The sequence below is a fragment of the Curtobacterium sp. GD1 genome (assembly GCF_020882855.1).
Lineage (GTDB): Bacteria > Actinomycetota > Actinomycetes > Actinomycetales > Microbacteriaceae > Curtobacterium.
The window spans coordinates 1-19,981 of record NZ_JAFEVQ010000031.1 but is presented as its reverse complement, the minus strand read 5'-3'; the positions used below and the strand labels follow the sequence as shown (position 1 = coordinate 19,981).

At 73.9% G+C, this 19,981-nt stretch carries 23 protein-coding genes; 9 read left to right on the top strand and 14 right to left on the bottom strand.

What is annotated here, in order from left to right:
* Positions 1 to 43 precede the first annotated feature (43 nt).
* The 3 genes from JSX79_RS15195 to JSX79_RS15185 are packed head-to-tail and all read left to right on the top strand — an operon-like array spanning position 44 to position 1,532.
* Positions 44 to 598 carry an RNA polymerase sigma factor gene (locus JSX79_RS15195; RefSeq protein ID WP_229086902.1) on the top strand — a complete coding sequence of 185 codons (555 nt, stop codon included), beginning with the start codon at positions 44 to 46 and terminating at the stop codon, positions 596 to 598.
* Positions 595 to 1,227 (top strand): hypothetical protein, encoded by a 633-nt coding sequence (locus JSX79_RS15190; protein ID WP_071302884.1) that lies wholly within the window; start codon positions 595 to 597, stop codon positions 1,225 to 1,227. The genes JSX79_RS15195 and JSX79_RS15190 overlap by 4 nt, the downstream gene beginning before the upstream one ends.
* Positions 1,224 to 1,532 carry a hypothetical protein gene (locus JSX79_RS15185; protein WP_070418287.1) on the top strand — a complete coding sequence of 103 codons (309 nt, stop codon included), beginning with the start codon at positions 1,224 to 1,226 and terminating at the stop codon, positions 1,530 to 1,532. The genes JSX79_RS15190 and JSX79_RS15185 overlap by 4 nt, the downstream gene beginning before the upstream one ends.
* A gap of 101 nt (positions 1,533 to 1,633) precedes the next feature.
* On the opposite strand, the gene JSX79_RS15180 is transcribed toward JSX79_RS15185, so the two are convergent.
* The 8 genes from JSX79_RS15180 to JSX79_RS15145 all read right to left on the bottom strand — a co-directional run bounded on the left by JSX79_RS15180 (position 1,634) and on the right by JSX79_RS15145 (position 8,518).
* Entirely contained in the window at positions 1,634 to 2,782 is a 1,149-nt protein-coding gene (locus JSX79_RS15180) for a low temperature requirement protein A (RefSeq protein WP_229086900.1), read from the bottom strand.
* Positions 2,783 to 2,856: 74 nt separating this feature from the next.
* On the bottom strand, positions 2,857 to 3,720 hold the full coding sequence (locus JSX79_RS15175; RefSeq protein WP_229086898.1) for a phospholipase: 864 nt from the start codon (positions 3,718 to 3,720) through the stop codon (positions 2,857 to 2,859).
* A gap of 284 nt (positions 3,721 to 4,004) precedes the next feature.
* Positions 4,005 to 4,466, bottom strand: a complete 462-nt coding sequence (locus JSX79_RS15170; RefSeq protein ID WP_070418288.1) for a MarR family winged helix-turn-helix transcriptional regulator — start codon at positions 4,464 to 4,466, stop codon at positions 4,005 to 4,007.
* A gap of 175 nt (positions 4,467 to 4,641) precedes the next feature.
* Positions 4,642 to 5,292, bottom strand: coding sequence for a GntR family transcriptional regulator (locus JSX79_RS15165; RefSeq protein ID WP_071294568.1), 651 nt, complete (start codon positions 5,290 to 5,292; stop codon positions 4,642 to 4,644).
* A gap of 108 nt (positions 5,293 to 5,400) precedes the next feature.
* A complete protein-coding gene (locus JSX79_RS15160) occupies positions 5,401 to 5,880 on the bottom strand; it encodes a DUF1810 domain-containing protein (RefSeq protein WP_229086896.1) in 480 nt (159 codons plus the stop codon).
* Positions 5,877 to 6,722 (bottom strand): DUF2071 domain-containing protein, encoded by an 846-nt coding sequence (locus JSX79_RS15155; RefSeq protein ID WP_229086894.1) that lies wholly within the window; start codon positions 6,720 to 6,722, stop codon positions 5,877 to 5,879. The genes JSX79_RS15160 and JSX79_RS15155 overlap by 4 nt, the downstream gene beginning before the upstream one ends.
* Positions 6,719 to 7,117 carry a hypothetical protein gene (locus JSX79_RS15150; protein ID WP_071294565.1) on the bottom strand — a complete coding sequence of 133 codons (399 nt, stop codon included), beginning with the start codon at positions 7,115 to 7,117 and terminating at the stop codon, positions 6,719 to 6,721. Before JSX79_RS15150 ends, JSX79_RS15155 begins: the two co-directional genes overlap by 4 nt.
* A gap of 54 nt (positions 7,118 to 7,171) precedes the next feature.
* Positions 7,172 to 8,518: a phosphopantothenate--cysteine ligase family flavoprotein gene (locus tag JSX79_RS15145; protein WP_229086933.1), complete on the bottom strand. Its 1,347-nt coding sequence runs from the start codon at positions 8,516 to 8,518 to the stop codon at positions 7,172 to 7,174.
* Between the two features lie 65 nt (positions 8,519 to 8,583).
* Between JSX79_RS15145 and JSX79_RS15140 the strand changes: the two genes are divergently transcribed.
* Both JSX79_RS15140 and JSX79_RS15135 read left to right on the top strand, forming a co-directional pair.
* Positions 8,584 to 9,372 carry an NRDE family protein gene (locus JSX79_RS15140; protein WP_229086892.1) on the top strand — a complete coding sequence of 263 codons (789 nt, stop codon included), beginning with the start codon at positions 8,584 to 8,586 and terminating at the stop codon, positions 9,370 to 9,372.
* Between the two features lie 59 nt (positions 9,373 to 9,431).
* Positions 9,432 to 10,142, top strand: a complete 711-nt coding sequence (locus JSX79_RS15135; protein WP_229086890.1) for an SGNH/GDSL hydrolase family protein — start codon at positions 9,432 to 9,434, stop codon at positions 10,140 to 10,142.
* Positions 10,143 to 10,194: 52 nt separating this feature from the next.
* Here JSX79_RS15135 and JSX79_RS15130 read toward each other — a convergent pair whose 3' ends face one another.
* Entirely contained in the window at positions 10,195 to 11,103 is a 909-nt protein-coding gene (locus tag JSX79_RS15130; RefSeq protein WP_092386238.1) for an SDR family oxidoreductase, read from the bottom strand.
* A 110-nt stretch (positions 11,104 to 11,213) separates the two neighbouring features.
* Here JSX79_RS15130 and JSX79_RS15125 point away from each other — a divergent pair, with 110 nt between their 5' ends.
* The 3 genes from JSX79_RS15125 to JSX79_RS15115 all read left to right on the top strand — a co-directional run bounded on the left by JSX79_RS15125 (position 11,214) and on the right by JSX79_RS15115 (position 13,881).
* Positions 11,214 to 12,323: an LLM class flavin-dependent oxidoreductase gene (locus tag JSX79_RS15125; RefSeq protein WP_083295248.1), complete on the top strand. Its 1,110-nt coding sequence runs from the start codon at positions 11,214 to 11,216 to the stop codon at positions 12,321 to 12,323.
* Between the two features lie 147 nt (positions 12,324 to 12,470).
* Positions 12,471 to 13,094 carry a hypothetical protein gene (locus tag JSX79_RS15120; RefSeq protein ID WP_229086888.1) on the top strand — a complete coding sequence of 208 codons (624 nt, stop codon included), beginning with the start codon at positions 12,471 to 12,473 and terminating at the stop codon, positions 13,092 to 13,094.
* A gap of 295 nt (positions 13,095 to 13,389) precedes the next feature.
* Positions 13,390 to 13,881 carry a pyridoxamine 5'-phosphate oxidase family protein gene (locus JSX79_RS15115; protein ID WP_229086886.1) on the top strand — a complete coding sequence of 164 codons (492 nt, stop codon included), beginning with the start codon at positions 13,390 to 13,392 and terminating at the stop codon, positions 13,879 to 13,881.
* Between the two features lie 70 nt (positions 13,882 to 13,951).
* Here JSX79_RS15115 and JSX79_RS15110 read toward each other — a convergent pair whose 3' ends face one another.
* Positions 13,952 to 15,196 carry a hypothetical protein gene (locus tag JSX79_RS15110; RefSeq protein ID WP_229086885.1) on the bottom strand — a complete coding sequence of 415 codons (1,245 nt, stop codon included), beginning with the start codon at positions 15,194 to 15,196 and terminating at the stop codon, positions 13,952 to 13,954.
* A 249-nt stretch (positions 15,197 to 15,445) separates the two neighbouring features.
* Between JSX79_RS15110 and JSX79_RS15105 the strand changes: the two genes are divergently transcribed.
* A complete protein-coding gene (locus JSX79_RS15105; protein ID WP_070418297.1) occupies positions 15,446 to 15,835 on the top strand; it encodes a RidA family protein in 390 nt (129 codons plus the stop codon).
* A gap of 48 nt (positions 15,836 to 15,883) precedes the next feature.
* Here the strand turns inward: JSX79_RS15105 and JSX79_RS15100 are convergent, their stop codons facing one another.
* The 4 genes from JSX79_RS15100 to JSX79_RS15085 form a co-directional block, all read right to left on the bottom strand.
* On the bottom strand, positions 15,884 to 17,497 hold the full coding sequence (locus JSX79_RS15100; protein ID WP_229086884.1) for an amidohydrolase family protein: 1,614 nt from the start codon (positions 17,495 to 17,497) through the stop codon (positions 15,884 to 15,886).
* Positions 17,494 to 18,156 carry a bifunctional 4-hydroxy-2-oxoglutarate aldolase/2-dehydro-3-deoxy-phosphogluconate aldolase gene (locus JSX79_RS15095; RefSeq protein ID WP_229086883.1) on the bottom strand — a complete coding sequence of 221 codons (663 nt, stop codon included), beginning with the start codon at positions 18,154 to 18,156 and terminating at the stop codon, positions 17,494 to 17,496. The genes JSX79_RS15100 and JSX79_RS15095 overlap by 4 nt, the downstream gene beginning before the upstream one ends.
* Before the next feature lie 17 nt (positions 18,157 to 18,173).
* Positions 18,174 to 19,151, bottom strand: a complete 978-nt coding sequence (locus JSX79_RS15090; protein WP_229086882.1) for a sugar kinase — start codon at positions 19,149 to 19,151, stop codon at positions 18,174 to 18,176.
* A partial coding sequence (locus JSX79_RS15085; protein WP_229086881.1) for an IclR family transcriptional regulator occupies positions 19,148 to 19,981 on the bottom strand: 834 nt, incomplete at its 5' end. The genes JSX79_RS15085 and JSX79_RS15090, both read right to left, overlap by 4 nt.

The following is a 19,981-nucleotide window of genomic DNA, read 5'->3' as shown; positions in this document are numbered from 1 at the left end:
CCGCACTCAGGAACCCCCGACCCCACACCAGTAGAAGGAAAGCGTGCACCACCAGCCCCTCACCGACCTCGACGACGCCGTCCTCGCTGGTCGATCGTCCGACGGCGACGTCCGGGCGTTCGAGGTCCTCATCCGGCGCCACACCCCCCTGCTCCGTGCCTACGCACGCCGGACCCTCGGCTCGACCGACGAACTCGACGACGTCGTGCAGGAGACGTTCATCACCGCCTGGAACCAGCTCGACACGCTCCAGGACGGCGCCCGGGTCAAGGCGTGGCTCATGCGCATCCTCAGCCGGAAGTGCATCGACCGCATCCGGGCCCGGCGGTTCCACGACGACGTCACCGAGCTCGAGGTCGAGGCACCGGCGGAGGACGCACCCGAACGCGTCGCCGAGGCCCGCTCCCGCGAGGAAGCGGTCGAGACGGCGCTCGCCGAACTCCCCGAGGCGCAGCGCCGCACGTGGGTGATGAAGGAAGTGCTCGAGTACTCGTACGAGGCCATCGCGGAGGAACTGGACCTCCCGACCTCGACCGTCCGGGGACTGCTGTCCCGGGCGCGCAAGAACATGATCCGTCTCATGGAGGGATGGCGATGACCGAACCCGATCCCGTCCGGCTCGACTCCCTCGAACCCGACGACCTCGACGGCCACACGATCGACGAGCTGGCCGACTACCTCGACGCCGGCATGCAGCCGGCCGACCCGAGCATCGACCACTCCGCCGCGTGCCAGAACGCCCTCGCCGCCATCGTGCGGCTCCGGCAGTCCTCGCTCGGCTCGCTCGAGGCCGCTGCCGAACAGGAAGCACCCGCCGACGAGTCGTGGATCAGCGGCGTGCTCGCGAACATCTCGCTCGAGGCACGCGCCGGCCGTGACGTCCCGCTCCGCCCGGCGGCGCCCACCGAACGCCCGGTCATGACCGAGGGCGCCATCCGCTCGCTCGTCCGGACCGCCGGCGACGCGGTGCCCGACGCCCTCATCGCGCGCTGCACGCTCGAGGGGGACGTCACCGAGCTCGGTGCCCCGGTGCGCATCGTCGTCGAGATCGCCGTCCGCGCGGGGTCGACGATCCAGCGCGTGGCGTCGGACATCCGCGAGACCGTCGCCGAGGTCCTCGCGACCGAGACCGACCTGCTCGTCGAGTCCGTGGACGTCGTGGTGCGCGACCTGCTGCCACCGTCCGACGACGAGCCGGACCCCGACGCCGAGGAGGAACGAGCATGAGCAGCCACGACGAGACCTTCGCCGCGATCGAGGCAGCGGTCGTCGCGGTCCCCGGGGTCGCCGAGCTCTACCGGGCACGCCCGACGCTCGGCAGCGCGGTCGGTGCCGCCAAGAACCTCGCGACCCGCACCACGGTCGCGCGCGTGGTGCTCGACGACGACGTGCTCCGCATCGTGATCGGGACCGACGGTTCCGTCCCGGCACCCGAGACGGCACGCGCGGCACACCTCGCGGCGCTCGCCGCAGCGACCGAGCACGGCCTGCCGCTCAGCCGGGTCGACGTGCGGATCGCGCGCGTCGGCTGACGCACCCGCCTGCGGTTCGGGAGGGACGTCGCGGGCCCACGCCGCGCCTCCCGTCCGTCAGCCGGTCACCGTCACGGGCCCCGCTCACGCGCGCCCGCGGGTCACGGTCGCCGGTCGGCGACCTCCAGCACGACGACCACGGCGGCGACGAGCAGTGCCGTCGCCACGAGGGACACCGACGGCACGGCGGTGCTCGCGAGCACCGCGAGCGCGAGTGCCACGACGACGACGTTCCAGCCGAGGCTGAGGGACGGCCGGAGCGCCAGCGCCCAGATCGACAGCACGAACAGCGCGACCGGCACGGCGATCGTGGCGGCGACGGTCGCGTGCGACAGGTCGGCCTCGCCCGCGTCGGCGCTCACCGCGACCTCGATCCCCGCCGGGAGTGCCCCGGCGGCGGCGAAGACGAGGTAGTGACCGTAGCCGAACAGGAGCGCGGTCGGCAGGGACCGGATGTGGTCGTGCTGCTCGCGGGAGAAGTAGATCCACCACAGCCCGGCGACGATCACGAGCCCGCACGCCGCCAGCACGAGGAGCGACCCGAGGTGGTCGGCGTGCGCGATGCCGTCGATGACCGCGTTCGCCGAGGCCACGAGCCCCTCGCCGAGGACGATCAGCGTGAAGAGGGAGTACCGCTCCGCGATGTGCCGGGTGTGCCACGGGGTGGTCTGCGTGCCGGCCTCCGCGAACGGCGGGACGAGGACCTCGAGCAGGATGAGCACCGGGATCACACCCCACGAGACGCCGTCCGGCAGCAGGAGCGCGAGCACCCAGAGCACCTGCACGACGACGATGCCGCCGGCGTACCGGAGTGCGGTCCGCCGGTACTCCGACGACGACGCGGCGACCCGGAGCCACTGCCCGACGAGGGCGAGCCGCATGATGACGTAGCCGAGCACGACGACCGTGGTCGACCCCTCGACCATCGCGGCGTGCACCCCGGCGGCGAGCACGAGCACCCCCGCCATCTGCACGAAGGTCATCACGCGGTAGAGCCAGTCGTCGGTGTCGAACGAGGTGGCGAACCAGGTGAAGTTGAGCCACGCCCACCAGATCGCGAAGAAGACGAAGGCGTACGCGAGGACGGCCGACGAGACGTGCCCCTCGACCTCGATCTCGTGCAGGTTCGTCGCGGCGAACCCGACGGCGACCACGAAGACGAGGTCGAAGAGGAGCTCGAGGGGGCTGGCCGCGCGGTGTGCCTCGGTGGGGTCGCGGGGTGCCATGCGGCGGAGTCCGATGGTGGTCACCTGCGTATGCCTACACGACGAACGACCCCGGGTGCAGGACCCGGGGTCGTTCGTCGTGCGTGCCTGGCGTCGGCTCAGTAGAAGTTCGACGCCTGCGAGTGCGACCACGCGGCGCACGGGGTGCCGTACGCGTCGCTGATGTACTGCAGGCCCCAGGTGATCTGGGTGGTCGCGTTCGTCCGCCAGTCGGACGCGATCGTGGCCATCTTCGACCCGGGGAGCGCCTGCGGGATGCCGGTCGCGCCGCCGTTCGCGTTGACGGCCTGGTAGTTCCAGCCGGACTCCTTGGTCCACAGGTTGTCGAGGCACTGGAACTGGTCGGAACCCCAGCCGTACTTCGACGAGGCGAGCGAGCTGGCGGTCGCCTTGGCGCCCTCGACCGTGTTCGCGGCGGCCTGCTTGCGCGCGGCCTCGGCGGCTGCTGCCCGTTCTGCCGCGGCGCGCTTCGCTGCGGCGGCAGCGGCGGCCTTCGCGTCGGCGTCCTGCTTGTCCTGCGCGGCGCTGGCGTCCGCGACCGCCGTCGTGGCGTCGACCGTCGAGGAGATCCGCGAGGTCAGTGCCGCGCCGGAGAGCTTCCGGTAGTCGTCGAGCGCGTCGATGCGGCGCTCGAGGACGCCGGTGTCGGTCTTCTCGTTCGCCGAGTCGGCGATCGTCTCCGCCGTGGCGATGGTCGCCGCGGCCTGGGCCCGGTCGAGCGCGGTCCCGGCGAGTGCCGGTGCCGCGGTCGCGCTGGCGGTCGGCATGCCGAGGGCCTCGCCGATCGCGGGCTGCGTGCCGACGGTGGCGATGCCTCCGGCGACCGCGAGGACGGCGGCCCCGCCCACGATGAGCGTGGTGGGGCGGCGGAGCGCGCGGCGGAGGCGCCGGTTGGGGGAGTTCAGGGCCTCACGTCGGGTCGAGGCGGTGGTGGTGGGGAGGTCGGTGTTGCGTCCTGTCATCGATTCCGGTGGTCGGCCGGCTCGTGGTGCGTGACTCGTGACGCTGCACGCGGGGTGGGGGAGCGCGCAGGGGTGCGGATGAACGAGACGTCCGTCGTCAGGAGTTCGCGAGCCGGGGGAGGACCGGACGGTGGTGTGGGGCCCGTCCGTCCGCCGACGGGCGACCGTGGGGTGGCCGCCGCTGGGCGAAGCCGCCACGATGACCGGTGTTGCTGGGTGCACCGTCCAGTTTGTCTGGCAGAACCGTCCGTCCACCCGTTGGTAACGGTTCGGTAACGGGCCGATCAGGCCCGGGAGGTGTGAGCTTCCTGGGTGCGCTCGCCCTGTGCGACGCGTTCGAGGGCGTCGAGCGCGGCGGCGATGGCGTCGACGTCGGTGTCGGGCAGTTCGGCGATGAGCTCGGCGACGATGCCGGTGCGGGTGGAACGAGCTCGCTCGACCGCTGCGATGCCCTCGGGGGTGGCCGTCACCATGAACGCCCGACCGTCCCGGGGGTCCGCCTCGCGCTCGATGAACCCGCGCTGCTCGAGCTCGGTCAGGATGCGGGTCATCGTCGGCTTCGTGACGACCTCGATCCGCGACAGGTCGCCCGGGCGCAGGGGGCCCTCACGCTGGATCGTCGCCAGCGCCGAGACGATGCCGTACCCGAGCGAGGCCGAGTCCGTGCGGGCCCGCCGGTTGATCCGGCCGACCGCCGCGGCGAGGCGCGCGGCGATCTCGGTACGGTCCGGCTGGCGGTGGCTCATACGGTGCTCCGGGTCGCTCGACGGGGTGGTCGGGGCGATGCTACCGGCTCGTCGGACGGTGTGACTGGGAGCGTCGCGCGGGTCGCCGCGCTGTCGCCGACCGCCGTGGCGGACGGGGCACGCCCGCCTCGCGAGGGCGAGACGGGCGTGTTCCTGTATGGGCGTTCAGGCGGGGTCAGCGTTTCTCGCCGGGGAGCAGGTGGATCGCCTCGGTCGCGAGCTCCGCCTCGATGTTGTCCCCGGACGCGGTGGCCTCACGCAGACGGCGGAAGTCGGCCGTCATCTGGTCCCAGTCGACGAGCTCGTCGAGGTTCGGCAGCCGCAGTCGGAACGCGAGGCCGTCCATGGTGTCCCGGCAGACACGCTGGAGGTTCTCGTTGCCGCACTCCTCGACGTAGCGGGCGAACACGGCGAGGGCGTCACGGTTCACCGCGGCGACGTCGTGCGACTCGTAGTCCGCGATCGTGGCGTCGAGCTGGGCGAGGATCTTCTTCTTCGCGCTCGCACCGAGGCGCGGGACCGCCAGCCGCACGACCCCGCCGAACAGGACGCCCAGGGTCTGCAGCGCCTCGACCACCTCGGTCGGGTCCGGCGTGGTGACGCGGGTGTAGCGGTTCGGCGCCATCTCGATCAGGCCGGCGCGTGCGAGCTGGCTCAGTGCTTCGCGGATCGGCGTGCGGGAGACGCCGAGCCAGGCGATGAGCTCGTCGTCGTTGAGCCGCTCGCCGGGCTCGAGCGTGCCGTCCATGATCGCGGCGTGGATCTTGAGCCGGACGGTGTCGCGGAGCAGCTGGTGCTCGGTCGGTGCACTGCTGGGGACCGGCATGCGGGTTCCTCCGGGATCGTGGCGTCGGCGGGCGTCCCACCGGTCGGTGCGGACGCACGGTTCACCGTACCTGATATGTGAACGGTGTCCCTGTCGGCTCGGAGCGTGTCAGTCGTGGGGGTGGAGCAGCCGGAGGGTCACCGGGTCCTCGGTGCCGTCGTACCAGCGGTCGAGGACGGCCCGGAACGGCTCCGGGTCGGCGGCGGCCGCGGCGAACAGGGTCATGGACGACCGGAGCTTCAGCGCGTCGATGCCCCCGAGCAGGTCGTCGGCGGTCCGGGCCGGGGCGGACTCCGCCGCACGGGTCGCCTCGAGCAGCCGCGGGCCGAGGACGGGGTGGTCGAGGTACGCCCGGGTCTCGTCGAGGCCGTCGAGTGCGTACCGCTGCGCGGTGGGCGAGCGGCCGAGCCCGGCGAGCTGGGGGAACACGAACCACATCCAGTGCGACGACTTCCGGCCGCGCCGCAGCTCGGCGAGCGCGGTGTCGTGCACACCGTGCTGCGCGCGGACGAACCGGTCGAGGTCGAACCGGTCCGTGCCGTGCTGGTCGGTGCCGTGCTGGTCGGTGTCGTGCGGATCGTCGCTCACCGGACCTCGTCTCCCCAGGCGTAGCGGACGGTCGTGCCGTCCACGACGAGCAGCGAGTCGGGTTCGCGGTCGAGGAGCCCGGGCATCCCGACGGCGTCGGGCAGGTCGCCGCCGAGCCGCTCGAGCCGTGCCGACCGGATCGTCAGCGGCGGGTGCTGGCGCTGCCAGAACAGCGTCTGCGCGAGGTGCCGGGCGTGGATGCCCTGTCGGGTGGTGAGGTCCGTCGCCAGCCGGTCGTCGACGACGTCACCGGCCACGACCCGGACGGTGGCGTCGTGGCGGGGTCGCACCGCGCCTCCCGGCCCACCCGTGCTGCCCGGCCAGACCGGACCGCCGGGCCACGCTGCACCGGACCCTGGTCCGCCCCGGCGTCCGCGGAGCCAGCGGACCGGGTGGAGGGAGCGTGCCGGGTGCCGCACCGACCGGTAGGACAGCGTGTCCCCACGCCGTCGAGCCCGCGCGTGCGCGAACGTGTACGGCACCCCGAGCAGGGCGTGCGCCGCCACGATCGCGGGCACGTTCGCGGTGTCGACCGTGCGGTAGGCGACCCCGCGGCGACCGCGGTCGTCGACGGTGAGCACCTCGATCGTCACCTCGGTCATCGAGCCGAGGCGGCCGGACGGCGGGAACGGCGGCACCCGGGTCTCGCGGAAGACGTACGCCGTCAGGCCGGCCCACGCGCTCCCGTCGACGACGTCGGGGCGGGTCCCGCGCGGCACCAGGCGCGCGAGCGACTCGGGGTCGTGGCGCCAGTGCGCGAAGACGACGTCCTCCCAGGCGTGCACCGTCACCGGTCGGTGCAGCAGGGGGACCGCGGCTCGGTCCCGCGCGGGCTCGGTCACCGTCGTGGCGCGTGCCGGCCGACGCGCACGGCCCAGGCGACGAGGGGCGCCTGCAGCGGCAGGCGGAGCACCGACACGAGCCGCATCGCCCGCGTCGACCGCGGGCTGTCGAGCAGGTCGTTCGCCATCTTCACGTTCGCGGGGAAGACGGCGAGGAACAGCGCGGCGGCGGCCCAGCCCGCGGCACGGCGGGTGGCCGGGATCGCCAGGCCGGTCGCGATGCCGAGCTCGGCGGCGCCGGACGCCAGGGTGGTCAGGCGCGGCGGGAGGGCGTCCGGGACGATCCGGTCGTAGCCCCTCGGCCGCAGGAAGTGGGTGACGCCGGCCCCGCCCAGCACGACGGCGAGGAGGGTGGCGGTCCGGGTGGCGCGTCGTGCGCGCTCGCGTCGTCGCATGCGTCCATGGTGCCCGCGGCGCGCTCGGGACGCACGGAGAGTCCTCAGGTCAGCTCAGGTCAGTGCGGTCGCGACGAGGTCGAGGACGACCGTCGCGACGTCGGCCTTGCTGCCGGAGGCCTCGCGGACCACCTCGCCGCCGGGGACGAGCACCTCGACGGCGGTCTCCTCGCGTTCGAACCCCGCGGACCAGCCGACCTGGTTCACGACGAGCATGTCCGCCGGCTTGCGGGCGATCTTGGCGCGGCCGAGCTCGATGCGCGCGGCACGGTCGGGTTCGGTCTCCGCGGCGAAGCCGACGATGATCTGGCCGGTCCGGCGGGACGCGACGAGGTCGGCGAGGACGTCGGGGTTCCGCACCAGCTCCAGCGTCATGCTGTCGCCCTGCGCCTCCTTCTTGAGCTTGTCGGCACGCACCTCGGCGGGCCGGTAGTCGGCCACGGCCGCGGTCATCACGACGACGTCGGCATCGGCTGCTGCGGCGTGGACGGCGTCGGCGAGCTCCAGGGCGGACCCCACCGGCACGACGGTCGCGTCGAGTCCGGCGGTCAACGACGCGTCGACGTTCGCGCTCACGAGCGTCACGGCCGCGCCGCGTCGGGCCGCGTCGGCGGCGATCGCGACGCCCTGACGACCGCTCGAACGGTTGCCGACGAACCGGACCGGGTCGAAGGGCTCGCGCGTGCCGCCGGCGCTCACGACGACGCGGACGCCGGCGAGGTCGCCGAGCTCACCGCGGGCGCCGGTGGTCCCCGCCTTCTCGGCGGCGGCTGCGGTCGGCGGGAGGGCGGTGTCGGTCGGGAGGCGCGGGTCGTCCCCGTCGCCGCGACCCGCGTCCGTCGGGTGGTCCGCGCCGGTCCGGCCGGCCGGCGCCGGATCGTCCAGCACCGCGAGGGCGCCGGCGACGATGTCCTCGGGCTCCGCCATCCGGCCGATCCCCGCGTCGTCGCCCGTCAGGGCCCCGACCACCGGGCCGACGAACCGGACGCCGCGCTCCCGCAGGGTCTGGACGTTCGCCCGGGTCGCGCGGTGCTCCCACATCTGCGGGTGCATCGCGGGAGCGACGACGACGGGCGCCTCGGTCGCGAGCAGTGTCGTGCCGAGCAGGTCCCCGGCGAGCCCCGCGGTCATCCGGGCGAGCGCGTCCGCGGTGGCGGGGGCGACGACCACGAGGTCCGCCCGGCGCCCGAGCGAGACGTGGCGCACCTCGGCGACGTCCTCGAACACGCTCGTGGTGACCGGGTTGCGGCTGAGCGCCTCGAGGGTCGGCAGCCCGACGAAGCGGAGCGCGCCCTCGGTCGGGACGACGTGCACGTCGTGTCCCCGCTTGACGAGGTCGCGGACCACGCCGACGGCCTTGTACGCGGCGATGCCCCCGGTGATCCCGACGACGACGGTCAGACGGCGCTCTGCTGCTGCGTTCACACCGGTCACGCTACCCGGCACGTCGTGCGAGGATCGATCCCATGTGCACCGTCGTCGTCCGCGTCGACCCCGGGTCCGAGTGGCCCGTCACGATGCTCGCCATGCGCGACGAGTCGCCGGAGCGGCCGTGGGACCCGCCGGCCGCCTGGTGGCCCGAGCGCGACCCGTCGATCCGCGGCGTCCGCGACCGTTCGGCGGGCGGGGCGTGGCTCGCGGCGTCCGACGGTGCCGGGCTCGCGGTCGTGCTCAACCGGGGCGAACCGGTGCCGAGCGACGACGGCACGTGGACCACCCGCGGGGTCGTCCCGCTCGACGCGGTCACCGGGGCGCTCCCCGGCCACGACGGCACCCTGCCCACGACGCGCGCGTTCAACCTCGTGCGGGCGACGGCCGACGGCGCCGAGGTCACGACCTGGGACGGCACCGAGGTCCGGACGACCGCGCTCGGCCCCGGCGTGCACATGGTCACGCACGGCGAACCGGACGACCCCGCGGCGCCGCGCATCGGGCGGTGGCTCGACGCCTTCCGTGCCGTGGACGCTCCGGTCGGGCCGCCGGTGCTCGGCCCCTTCGACGAACTGCGGGCGGCCGACGCCGGTGCCGACGCCGGCGACGGGTGGGGCGGCTGGTTCGGACTGCTCGCCGGGTCGGCGTCGCTGCCGGCCGACGACCCGGACGCGATCCTCCGGGACGCGCACGAGCCGGACGGGCACTTCGCGACGCTGTCGATCGTCGCCGCGGCGGTCGCCCCCGGACGTACCGTCCTGCAGCACGCGCGGCTGACCGAGCCCGGCCGGTTGGACGGTTCGGTCGAGCTGCACCGCGCCTGAGCGCACCCGCAGCGCGCACCCGCAGCCGGTCATGGCCGGAGCGCGTACCTTCACCGTTCGTGACCACCGCAACCCGGAGCGTGCTCGCCGTCCTCACGGCGGTCGTCGTGGCCGTCTCCCTCGGGGCGTGCGCCTCGAGCCCGCCGGCCGCTGCCGACGCGACGCCCCACCCGACGGCGACGACCCGCCCCTGGGACCACGCCGCGGGTGTCGGCGTGGTGGTCGTCGGCGACTCGATCAGCGGCGGGCACGGCCTCACCACCGCCGAGGCGTGGCCGGCCATCGTCGCGGACGCCCAGGGCTGGTCGCTCACGAACCTGTCGTGCGACGGCGCAGGCGTGGCCGCCCTCGGTGACGACGACGACTGCGCGAGCGACTACGCGACCATCGTCGGGCGTGCGGTCGACCTCCGTCCCGAGGTCGTCCTCGTGCAGGCGAGCTCGAACGACCTCGGACTCGACACCGCCGAGGTCCGGAGCGCCACCGACCAGGTCGTCGACGAGGTGCACCGTCGGCTGCCGCACGCGCGCCTCATCGGCCTCAGTGCCATCTGGAACCAGGACGCCCCGCCCGCGCAGCTCGCGTCCATCTCGGGGGCGCTCCGGCACGCCCTCGCTCGCGAGGGCGGCACCTACGTCGACATCGGCGAGCCGCTGCGGGGGCACCCGACGTGGATGCAGTCCGACGACGTGCACCCGACCGTGCGCGGACAGCGGGCCATCGCGGCGGCGGTGACGGCCGCGTTCGAACGCGACCACGTGCGGTTCTGACGGCGGACGGGCGGGGACGAGCCGCGCCTCCTGGACCGTCCGACCCGCCGACTCAGACGGGCGGGGTGGTCCCGGTGAGGTCCTCGGCGACCGCCCAGAGGGAACGCGCCAGGTCGGCCTTCCGTGCCGACCCGGGGATCGACACGGTCGTGGTCGGCCCGACGAGCCCGAACGGCCCCGACGGTCCGTAGTACGCCCCGCCGACCGCGTTCGGCCCGACCGCGGCGTACAGCAGCGGCTCGGAGCCCTGCTCGACGTCCTGCGTGAAGGGCAGTGCGCGGTTCGAGGACCGGACCGGCTTCGACCGACCGAGCGACCGCCCCGCCGACTGCAGGTTCGTCCGGGTGTAGCCGGGGTGCGCGGCGGTGCTCACGAGCGGCCAGTCGAGCTCGACCGACAGCCGGTGCAGGTGCAGCGCCAGCAGCAGGTCGGCGAGCTTCGACTGCGCGTACGCCCGCCAGCCGTTGTAGCCGCGCTCCCACTGCAGGTCGTCGAAGCGGATCCGGCCGGGGATCGCCGCGAGGCTCGACATCGTGGCGACCCGGGCGTCCGGCGAGCGCAGCAGCGTCGGGAGCAGCAGGTTCGTCAGGGCGAACGGGCCGAGGAAGTTCGTGCCGAACTGCAGCTCGAAGCCGTCGACCGTCTCGAACCGCTTCGGGGGCGCCATCACCCCGGCGTTGTTCACGAGGACGTCGAGCGTCCGGTCGTCCGCGGCGATGCCCGCGGCGAACCGTCGGACACTCGCGAGGTCGGCGAGGTCGAGCTCCCGCACCTCGACGTCGGCACCGGGGTGCGCCGCACGGATGTCGGCTGCGGCCCGGTCGCCCTTCGCGGTCGTGCGGACGGCGAGGACGACGGACGCGCCGGCTGCGGCCAGGCGGGTGGCGGTCTCCTTGCCGGTTCCGCTGTTCGCGCCGGTGACGACGATGCGGCGGCCGGTCTGGTCGGGGATCTGCGGCATGGGCGTGACCGTACTCCGCCGGGGGTGCGGATCCGGTGCGAGGGTGCTAGATTGATGCGAACGCATGAACATGCAGATGCATGGACGTGCGCTCGGGAGGACAGGACACCATGAGCAACGCATTCGGCACCGACCGCCCCTCGGACGTGCCACCGCCCGCACCCGAACGGATCGGCCCCGTGCAGCTCGGCCTCGACACCTTCGGCGACGTCACCGAACTGCCCGACGGCAGCGTCAAGTCGGACGCCCAGAGCATCCGCGACGTCGTCGACCAGGCCGTCCTCGCCGACCAGGTCGGCCTCGACTTCATCGGCGTCGGCGAGCACCACCGTGCCGACTTCATCGTGAGCGCCCCCGAGGTCGTCCTCGCCGCGATCGCCGCCCGGACCTCCTCGATCCGGATCGGGTCCGCCGTCACCGTGCTCTCGTCCGACGACCCCGTGCGCGTGTACGAGCGCTTCGCCACCGTCGACGCGATCTCCGACGGTCGTGCCGAGGTCATCCTCGGCCGCGGGTCCTTCACCGAGTCCTTCCCGCTCTTCGGGTACGAGCTCTCCGACTACGAGGTCCTCTTCGAGGAGAAGCTCCAGCTCTGGGCAGCCCTCCGCGGCGGCGACGCGGTCACCTGGTCCGGCACGAAGCGCGCCTCGCTCGTCGACCAGGACGTCTACCCGAAGCTCGAGCACGGCCCCATCCCGACCTGGATCGGCGTCGGCGGGTCCCCGCAGTCCGTCATCCGTGCGGCGTCGTACGGTCTGCCGCTGTTCCTCGCGATCATCGGCGGACAGCCCGCGCAGTTCGCGCCGTTCTCGCGCCTGTACCGCCAGGCGCTCACGCAGCTCGACCTGCCGCAGCAGCCGATCGCGATGCACTCGCCCGGGTTCGTCGCCGCCACCGACGAAGAGGCGGCCGAGCGCTACTGGCCGTACCACAAGGCCGTCACCGACCAGCTCGGTCGGGAGCGCGGCTGGCCGCCCCTGGACGTCGCCGGCTACCGTGCCGGGCTGTCCGCGGGCGGGTCGCTCTACGTCGGGTCGCCGGAGACGGTCGCCCGGAAGATCGCGCGGAACATGCGGATCCTCGGCGTCTCGCGGTTCGACATGCGGTACGCGACGGGGCGTCTGCCGCACGAGGACATGATGCGGTCGATCGAGCTCTACGGCACGCAGGTCGCGCCGCGGGTGCGCGAGCTGCTCGCGGCGCCGGTGCCGGTCGCGTAGGCGCTGGGTCGACCGCGGGGGGTCGGCCGGGTCGGCCGCGGCGCCGCGGCCGGGTCGGCCGGGTCCGTTCGGGTCCGTCCGGCGGGCCAGGAGGCGCGGCTCGGCCCGTCCGCGCCGCTCACGGGGTCGCCGGGTACGGTCCAGGGCATGTCGTCACGTCCCGCTGCACTCGAACGTCGGTTCCGTGGTCGGATCATGGGCGTCGGCACGACCTCGGGCATCCGCATCGTGGTCGGCATGTGGGAGCGCTCGCCGTTCGGAGCCTTCACGGACGTCTTCCTCGAGCTGCCGGACGGCTCCTCGGTGCTCCTCGCGCCCGACGAGATCGTGGCCGCGTACGTCTCCGGGACCTACCGGTTCGACACGGTCTCGGTCGTCGACGTCTCGGCTCGCCGGACCGCCAGGGGACTCGAGCTGTCGGCGGGCGCCCTCGAGGTCTCCATCGACGTCGGCACGATCTCCCCGCTCGGGAGGGTGCTCCGCATCGTCCCCAAGCAGATCGCCCGCGACCCCCGGTGGCTCGCCGCGATCGACCCGGTCGCACGGCTCGTCGCACCCGGGTCGGGGACCGCGGGGTCGGCGGGCAACGGACGTCGCGAGTACTACGGCGTGACCGGGGCGCACGACGTCACGGGCGTGCGGGGGACCTGGGCGGGGGAGTCGCTCGGGTCGTTGGCGCCGCTCGACCCGCCCGTGGCGTTCGGGTTCGCCTCGATGCCGCGGATCCCGCAGGTCGTCGACGTCGAGACGACCATCCGCGAGCCGGTCTGAGGCGCGGCGCGCGTCCGGGTCCCACCGCGTTTCCGACGTTCCGCCAGTCGATCTGCTCGCGTGGTGTCGCTCGTTGCGCACGCATCCGATGCTCGTGCATGCTCCGACATCCCACCCGTCGATCGACGTGCGGAACGTCGAACCCCGCACGCGCCCGCGCCCGCGCCCGCACGGCCCCGCAGCCCCGTCCGCCGGACGCGCTCAGCGTCGAGGGGCAGACTGGCCGGAACGGACAGCGCCCCGAGGGCCGGCCGCACGTCGAGCACAACGGGGCGCACGACGCGAGAGGAGCACCATGACCGACACAGAGGCAGACCAGCGCGCAGCCATCTCGGACATCGTCCACGGAGCCCACACGGCACTCCTGACGACCGTGAGCGAGGACGGCCAGCTCCACGCACGGCCCCTCGCCGTGCAGGACAAGGCGTTCCACGGCACGCTCCGCTTCCTCGTGCAGGACGGGAGCGAGAAGGTCGAGGACATCGCCCGGAACCCCCACGTCAACGTCGCGATCGAGTCGCAGGGCGGGTACCTGTCGATCGCCGGGACCGCGACGGTCAGCCGGGACGACTCCGTCATCGACGAGCTGTGGTCCCCGTTCGCCGAGGCCTGGTTCCCGGACGGCCGCGAGGACCCCTCGATCCGACTCCTCACCGTCGAGGGCGACTCGGTCGAGTACTGGACGCAGGACACCGGCCCGGTCGGCAGCCTCGTGCAGACCCTCAAGGCCGCCATCGGCAAGCAGAGTCAGCCGGACACCGGCGACCACGGCACGATCGAGCTCTAGCGCCGAAGGCGTACGCCCGGCAACACGCCCGGTCCCCGCACACCGCGGGTGCCGGGCGTCGTCCGTGCGGTCACGGCGGGCCGAGCAGCCAGAGCACGGCGACGAGCACCGGCTGCCCGAGGACCGCGCAGACCACCAGGGTCCACCGCATCCACGGCTTCGCCACGAGCTCCGGCGACCCGAACAGTGGCGCGAGCGGCATCAGGAGCCGGGGCGTCGAGGCCATCGGCAACGACACCGCGAAGACGTAGAGCGCGTACGAGGCCGAGAAGACCACGGTCGTGAACCCGAGGCGCCGGGTCGACCGACGCAGCAGCCAGACCGGGTACGACACGAGCAGGAACACCACGATGAGGATCCCGCCCACGCCCAACCACCGGCCGGCGATGAGGAACCACGGCGTGAGCGGCATGAAGTCCACCCGCCCGATGAAGTTCACCCACCAGGACATCTCGGTCTCGAGGTAGGCGTTCGGCGACCCGGTCACGTGCGCGGCGATGAGCGGCCACGCGAACCCGGCGACCACCATCACGACGCCGGCGGCCACGACCCGCACGCGCTCCGCCACGGGGAACGCGTCGAGCGAGCGGACCCCCTCGGTCCGACGTGCTCGGATCCACCGCACCAGTGCGACGACCCCGAGGACGAGCGGGATCGCCAGGGCTCCGGGCCGGGTGAACGCGGCGACGACCCCGAGCACCGTGAGGAGCCCGTACCGCCGACGGTCGAGCGCGAGGAGCGCCCCGAACACGAGGGCGAGGAACATGCTCTCGGCGTACCCGACCTGCAGCAGGAACGACAGCGGACCGCACGTGAAGAAGAAGACCGCCCACATGGCCGCCGCCGACCCCGCACGGTCGCGGACGAGCCGGTGCAGCAGGTAGGTGGCGAGGAGTCCGGCGAGGAGTGCGATCGCCGGTGCGCCGACGTCGAACGGGACACCGGTCGACGCGGTCAGCATCCGGATCGTGAAGGGGAACGCCGGGAGGAACGCCCACGCGTTCTGCGCGACGTGGCCCGCGGCGTCGAGCGGCAGGGTCGTCGGGTACCCGTGCACCGAGATCTGCTCGTAGTACTGCCCGTCCCACGCCGTCAGGAAGTTGAGGAAGCCGTGGTCGTTGCCCCAGATCGCGTTCTCCGGCAGGGCGCGCCCGATGAGCGGGAACGCGAGCGCCAACCAGAACGTCGACACGATGCGCCCGCCGGTCCACACCAGGAGCACGGCGGCCCACGCCGGCAGGGCGGTCGCGAGGTCGAGGACACGGCGGCGTCCGCTCGCGATCGACTCCGTCAGGGTCCCGTCCAGGCGGCTCACCGCGGCGCTCCGCGGTGTTCGGGCATGGCAGAGGGCACGGTACGAGCGTAGACGGCGATTGCCTGGGTGTTCCTCACGGCTCGGCTCGGGAGGCGCGACTCGCGTTCTGCAGACCGGAACGAGCCCGACGGACGGTCGGGTCCGGCGCGGGGCGCTCACCTAGCCTGGGAGCGTCGTCCTCCGGCCGCGACGGCGCGGTCGGTGCCGTGGGCGACGTCCGACCGACCCCGATCGACACCGAGGAGCACCGTGCCGAACAAGACCGCCATCGTGACCGACAACGCGCCGAAGCCCGCCGGCCCGTACAGCCAGGGGATCGTCGCGAACGGCTTCCTCTACACCGCCGGCTTCGGCCCGCAGGACCCGGCCACGGGCGAGATCGCCGACGACGTCGCCGGTCAGACCGCCCAGGTGCTCGCGAACGTCGCCGCCGTCCTGGCCGAGCACGGCGCCACGCTCGACGACGTCGTGAAGTCGACCGTCCACCTCGAGCACTCCGACCGCGACTTCCCCGCCTTCAACGAGGAGTACGCCAAGCACTTCTCGCAGCCGTACCCGGTCCGCACCACGGTGCAGTCGCACCTGGCGAACATCCTCGTCGAGATCGACGTCGTGGCGGTGCTCCCGACGGCGGAGTGACCCGGCCGGCCCCGGCGTGATCGCTCGGCGTGCTCGCTGAGCGAAGCCTCATCGACCCCCGGTGCGCGCATCCGACGGACGGCTCCACGTCGTCCGGCGGATGCCGGCACCGGGGGTCGCGTGCGTCAGGACGCCGTCGGTGAGCACCGGAACTCCCGCGACGAGGACGTCGTCGACGCCCTCGGCCAGCAGCATCGGCTCGGCGTACGTCGATCGGGCACGGACGCGCTCGGGGTCGACGACGACGAGGTCGGCGATCCACCCGGGCGCGACGGCGCCGCGGTGCCCGAGTCCGAAGCGCTCGGCGGGCAGGGTCGACAGGTGCTGCTGGACCTCCCACCACGTGAGCAGCCCGGGCTGTGCGTAGTCCCCGAGGTACCGCGCGAAGGTGCCGTACGCACGGGGGTGCGGGTGCGTCCCGACGAAGATGCCGTCGGACCCGCCGGTGTGGCCGCCGGACCGGAACAGCTCCGCCAGCTGCTCGGGCGTCCGCGGGTGCGGCACCCGCATCACGACCGTGACCTGCAGGTCCGAGTCGACCAGGACGTCGAGCGCGAGGTCGACCGCGTCCGTCCCGGTGGCGGTGGCGGCCTCGGCGAGGGTGCGGCCCTGCAGCGCGTGGAACTCGGGCGCGGGGACGTGCGACAGCGTGATCTGCTCGGCCCAGCCCGGTCCGAGGTCGGCGCGCCCGAGGACCCGTTCGAGCACCGCGGCGCGGACGGCAGCGCGCCCGCCGTCCACTGCGAGCGCCCGGGCGAGGTCGTCGGTGCCCGGCCGGGCCAGGCCCGCGGGCAGGAGCAGCATCGACAGGATCGTGCAGCCGCGCGAGTACGGGTAGGCGTCGAACGACAGCGGGGCGCCCTGGGCCTCGGCGTGGGCGAGCTCCGCCAGCGCGAGGTCGACGGGAGCGTGGAGGTGCGAGACGTGGGCGCGGCCGCCGCCGGCGCGCACGATCCGGACGACCTCCTCGATGCCGGCGCCGGCGTTCGTCTCGTAGCCGCCGCGCATGTGGGTCACGTAGGTGCCGCCGGCGGCCGCGGACTCGGCGGCGAGGGCGGCGATCTCCGCGGTGCCGGCGTGGAGTCCGGGGACGTAGTCGAGGCCGGTCGCGAGCCCCACGGCGCCGTCCGTCATGCCCTGCCGCACGAGGGCGCGCATGGCCTCGAGCTGGCCGGGGCCGGCCGGGGCCGGGTCGTCGCCCGTGACCTCGTGCCGGACGGTGCCGGCAGGCACGAGGGTGGCGACGTTCAGCGCGGTCGTGCCGTCGTACGTCGCGAGCAGCCCCGCGATGCCGCCGCCGCGGTAGGTCGGGTGGGGACCGTCGATCGCCGCGAAGTACCGTGCGGCGTAGGAGCCGTCGCCCGGTGCCGGCCCGACGCCGTCCTGTCCGGTGACGATCGTCGTGACGCCCTGCCGGAGGAGGGCGAGCTGCACGGTCTCGTCGAACACGAGGGACCCGGCGTGGGAGTGCGCATCGACGAACCCGGGCATGACGAGCCGCCCGGTGCAGTCGATCACCGTGGCGTCGGCCCCGGCCCGGAGGCGCTCGCCCGGACCGCCTCGCTCGGCGACCAGTCCGTCGCGGACGAGGACGTCCGACCGGTGGGCCGAGCCGTCGGTGTCGACGACGGAGCCGCCGGTGAGCAGGACCTCGGACGTCACCGTGCGAGCCCCGCGACGAGTCGCTCGGCGCGGGTGCGGAGGCCGTCCAGATCGCCGGTCGTCAGGGCGTCACCGACGAGCGGCGAACCCAGGCCGACGGCGACGGCGCCGGCCGCCAGGTACTCGGACGCGTCCTCGACGCCGATGCCGCCCGTGGGGATGACGTCGACGAAGTCGAGCGGGGCGAGGACCTGCTTGAGGAACGCGGGGCCGCCGAGCTGTGCGGCCGGGAACACCTTGACCGCGCGCGCCCCGAGCTGCCAGGCGCGGACGATCTCGGTCGGGGTGGCGGCGCCCGGGTACCAGCCCAGACCACGCTCGTGCGCCCGTTCCCCGATGTCCGCGTCGAGGTGCGGGCTCACCGCGAACACGGCACCCGCGGCGGCGGCCTCGTCGAGCTGTCGTGGTTCGAGGACCGTGCCGACGCCGATCGACGCGCCCGTGCCGTAGCGCTCGGCGGCCCAGGCGATGGCCTCCCGCCAGCGGGGCGTGTTGGTCGTGATCTCGATCGCCCGGACCCCGGCGTCGACCAGTGTCGCGACGACGTCCTCGACGTGCTCACCCGTCCCGCCGCGCAGGATCGCGATCGCGGGGCCGGCGGCGTGCCGGTGGCGGACGCGGGGAGCGGCGGACGGGTCGGTGCTGGTGGTGTTCGTCATGGTCTTCGTTCCTCGCCTCAGCGGTCGACGCGGTCGTGGACGGCGTGGTCGACGTCCGTGGGGGTGGTCGGGTCGTGCAGCGCGGCCGGGTCCGGACGGCGCCAGTCGCTCTCGACCGTGCAGGCGAGCGCACCGGCGTCGGCGGCACGGTCGAGCGCCTCGGCCGTCGTGGCTCCGCCGAGGGTCGCCGCGAGCCAGCCCGCGACGAAGGCGTCACCGGCACCGACGGGGTCGACGACGCGCACCGGGGTCGCCGGGCGCCGCAGGAACGCACCGTCCACCGACGCCACCGCGCCCCGGGAGCCGAGCTTGACGACGGCACGACCCCGGCCGAGGGCGGCGAGCTCGTGCGCGAGCGTCTCGTCGTCGCCCTCGTCGTCGCCGAGTCCGAGCACGAGTCGGGCCTCGTCGTCGCCGGCGAAGACGATCGATGACCGTGCGGCGACGGCCCGGTAGCGGGCGCGGGCGGTCTCGGCGTCGATGAGCTTGGGCCGGTGGTTCACGTCGAAGGACACCGGGACCCCCGCGGCGTCCGCGCGGTCGAGCGCGGCCTCGACGGTGGCCCTGGCGTCCTCGGAGAGGGCGAGGGTGATGCCCGTGACGTGCAGGAGCGCGGCGCGTTCGACGGCGCTCGCCGGCAGGTCGCTCGCCCGCAGCGCCGACCCCGCCGAACCCCGGCGGTGGTAGGTCACCCGCGTGCGTCCGTCGGCCAGGCGCTCCTTCATCATGATGCCCGTCGAGCGGTCCGGGTCCGGCACCGCGACGACGTCGACACCCGCGCTCCGGACGTCGCGCGTCACGCGGTCCCCGGCGGGGTCGGTGCCGACGCGGCCGATCCACGTCGTCGGGACACCGGCGCGCACGAGGCCGATCGCGACGTTGCTCTCGGCTCCGCCGGTGTCGACCCGCATGTGCTCGAGGTCGGGGACCGCACCCGTGTCCCCGCCGGTGAGGAGCAGCATCGTCTCCCCGAAGGTCAGGACGCGGCCGGTCACCGGGTGCCCTTCGCCAGGGCGAGCTGGGCGGAGGAGGAGCCGAGCGCGACCGAGATCTCCAGCGCGGTCCGGACGACGCCGTCGCCGAGTTCGCGGACGGCCGCGGCGGGGAACCGGGAGGCGAGCCCCGAGATGCTCATCGCGCCGACGACCTGGTTCGCGTGGTCGAGCACGGGCGCGGCGACGCAGCGGATGTCGGGCTCGTTCTCGCGGTCGTCGATGCCGTAGCCACGGCCGTGCGTCCGGTCGATCTCGGCGCGCCAGCGGTCGTCGTCCACGATGGAGTGCTCGGTCATCGCCGTGGCCGGTTCCGCGAGCACCCGGTCGAGCAGCTCCGGCTCGCCGAACGCCACCATCGCCTTGCCCGAGGCCGTGTTCCGCATCGGCAGTCGGTTGCCGATCCGCGACCCCATCCGGACGGTGCCCCGCGTCTCGACCTTGTCGACGTAGACGATGTCGGTGCCGTCCGGGACGACGAGGTGGCAGGTGAGCCCCGTGCGTTCCGCGGTCCGCCGGAGGAACGGTGCTGCGGCGGCGCGGAGGTCGATGCCCTCGAGGTAGCTCTGCCCGAGCAGCAGCGCTCCGAGCCCGAGGGTGAAGCCGGCGTCCGGGGTGCGGCGCAGCAGGTCGTTCTCGAGCATCGGGGCGGTCAGCCGGAGCACGGTCGACTTCGAGGTGCCGAGCTCCGCGGCGAGCACCGTCAGTGACACCGACGGCTCGCCGTTCCGGGTGCGGTCGGCGATGCGGTCGAGCAGCCGCAGCCCGCGTCGGAGCGACAGGGCGGCGTTCCGTGCCGGAGCGTCCTCGGTGGAGGGGGCGACGGGGGTGGT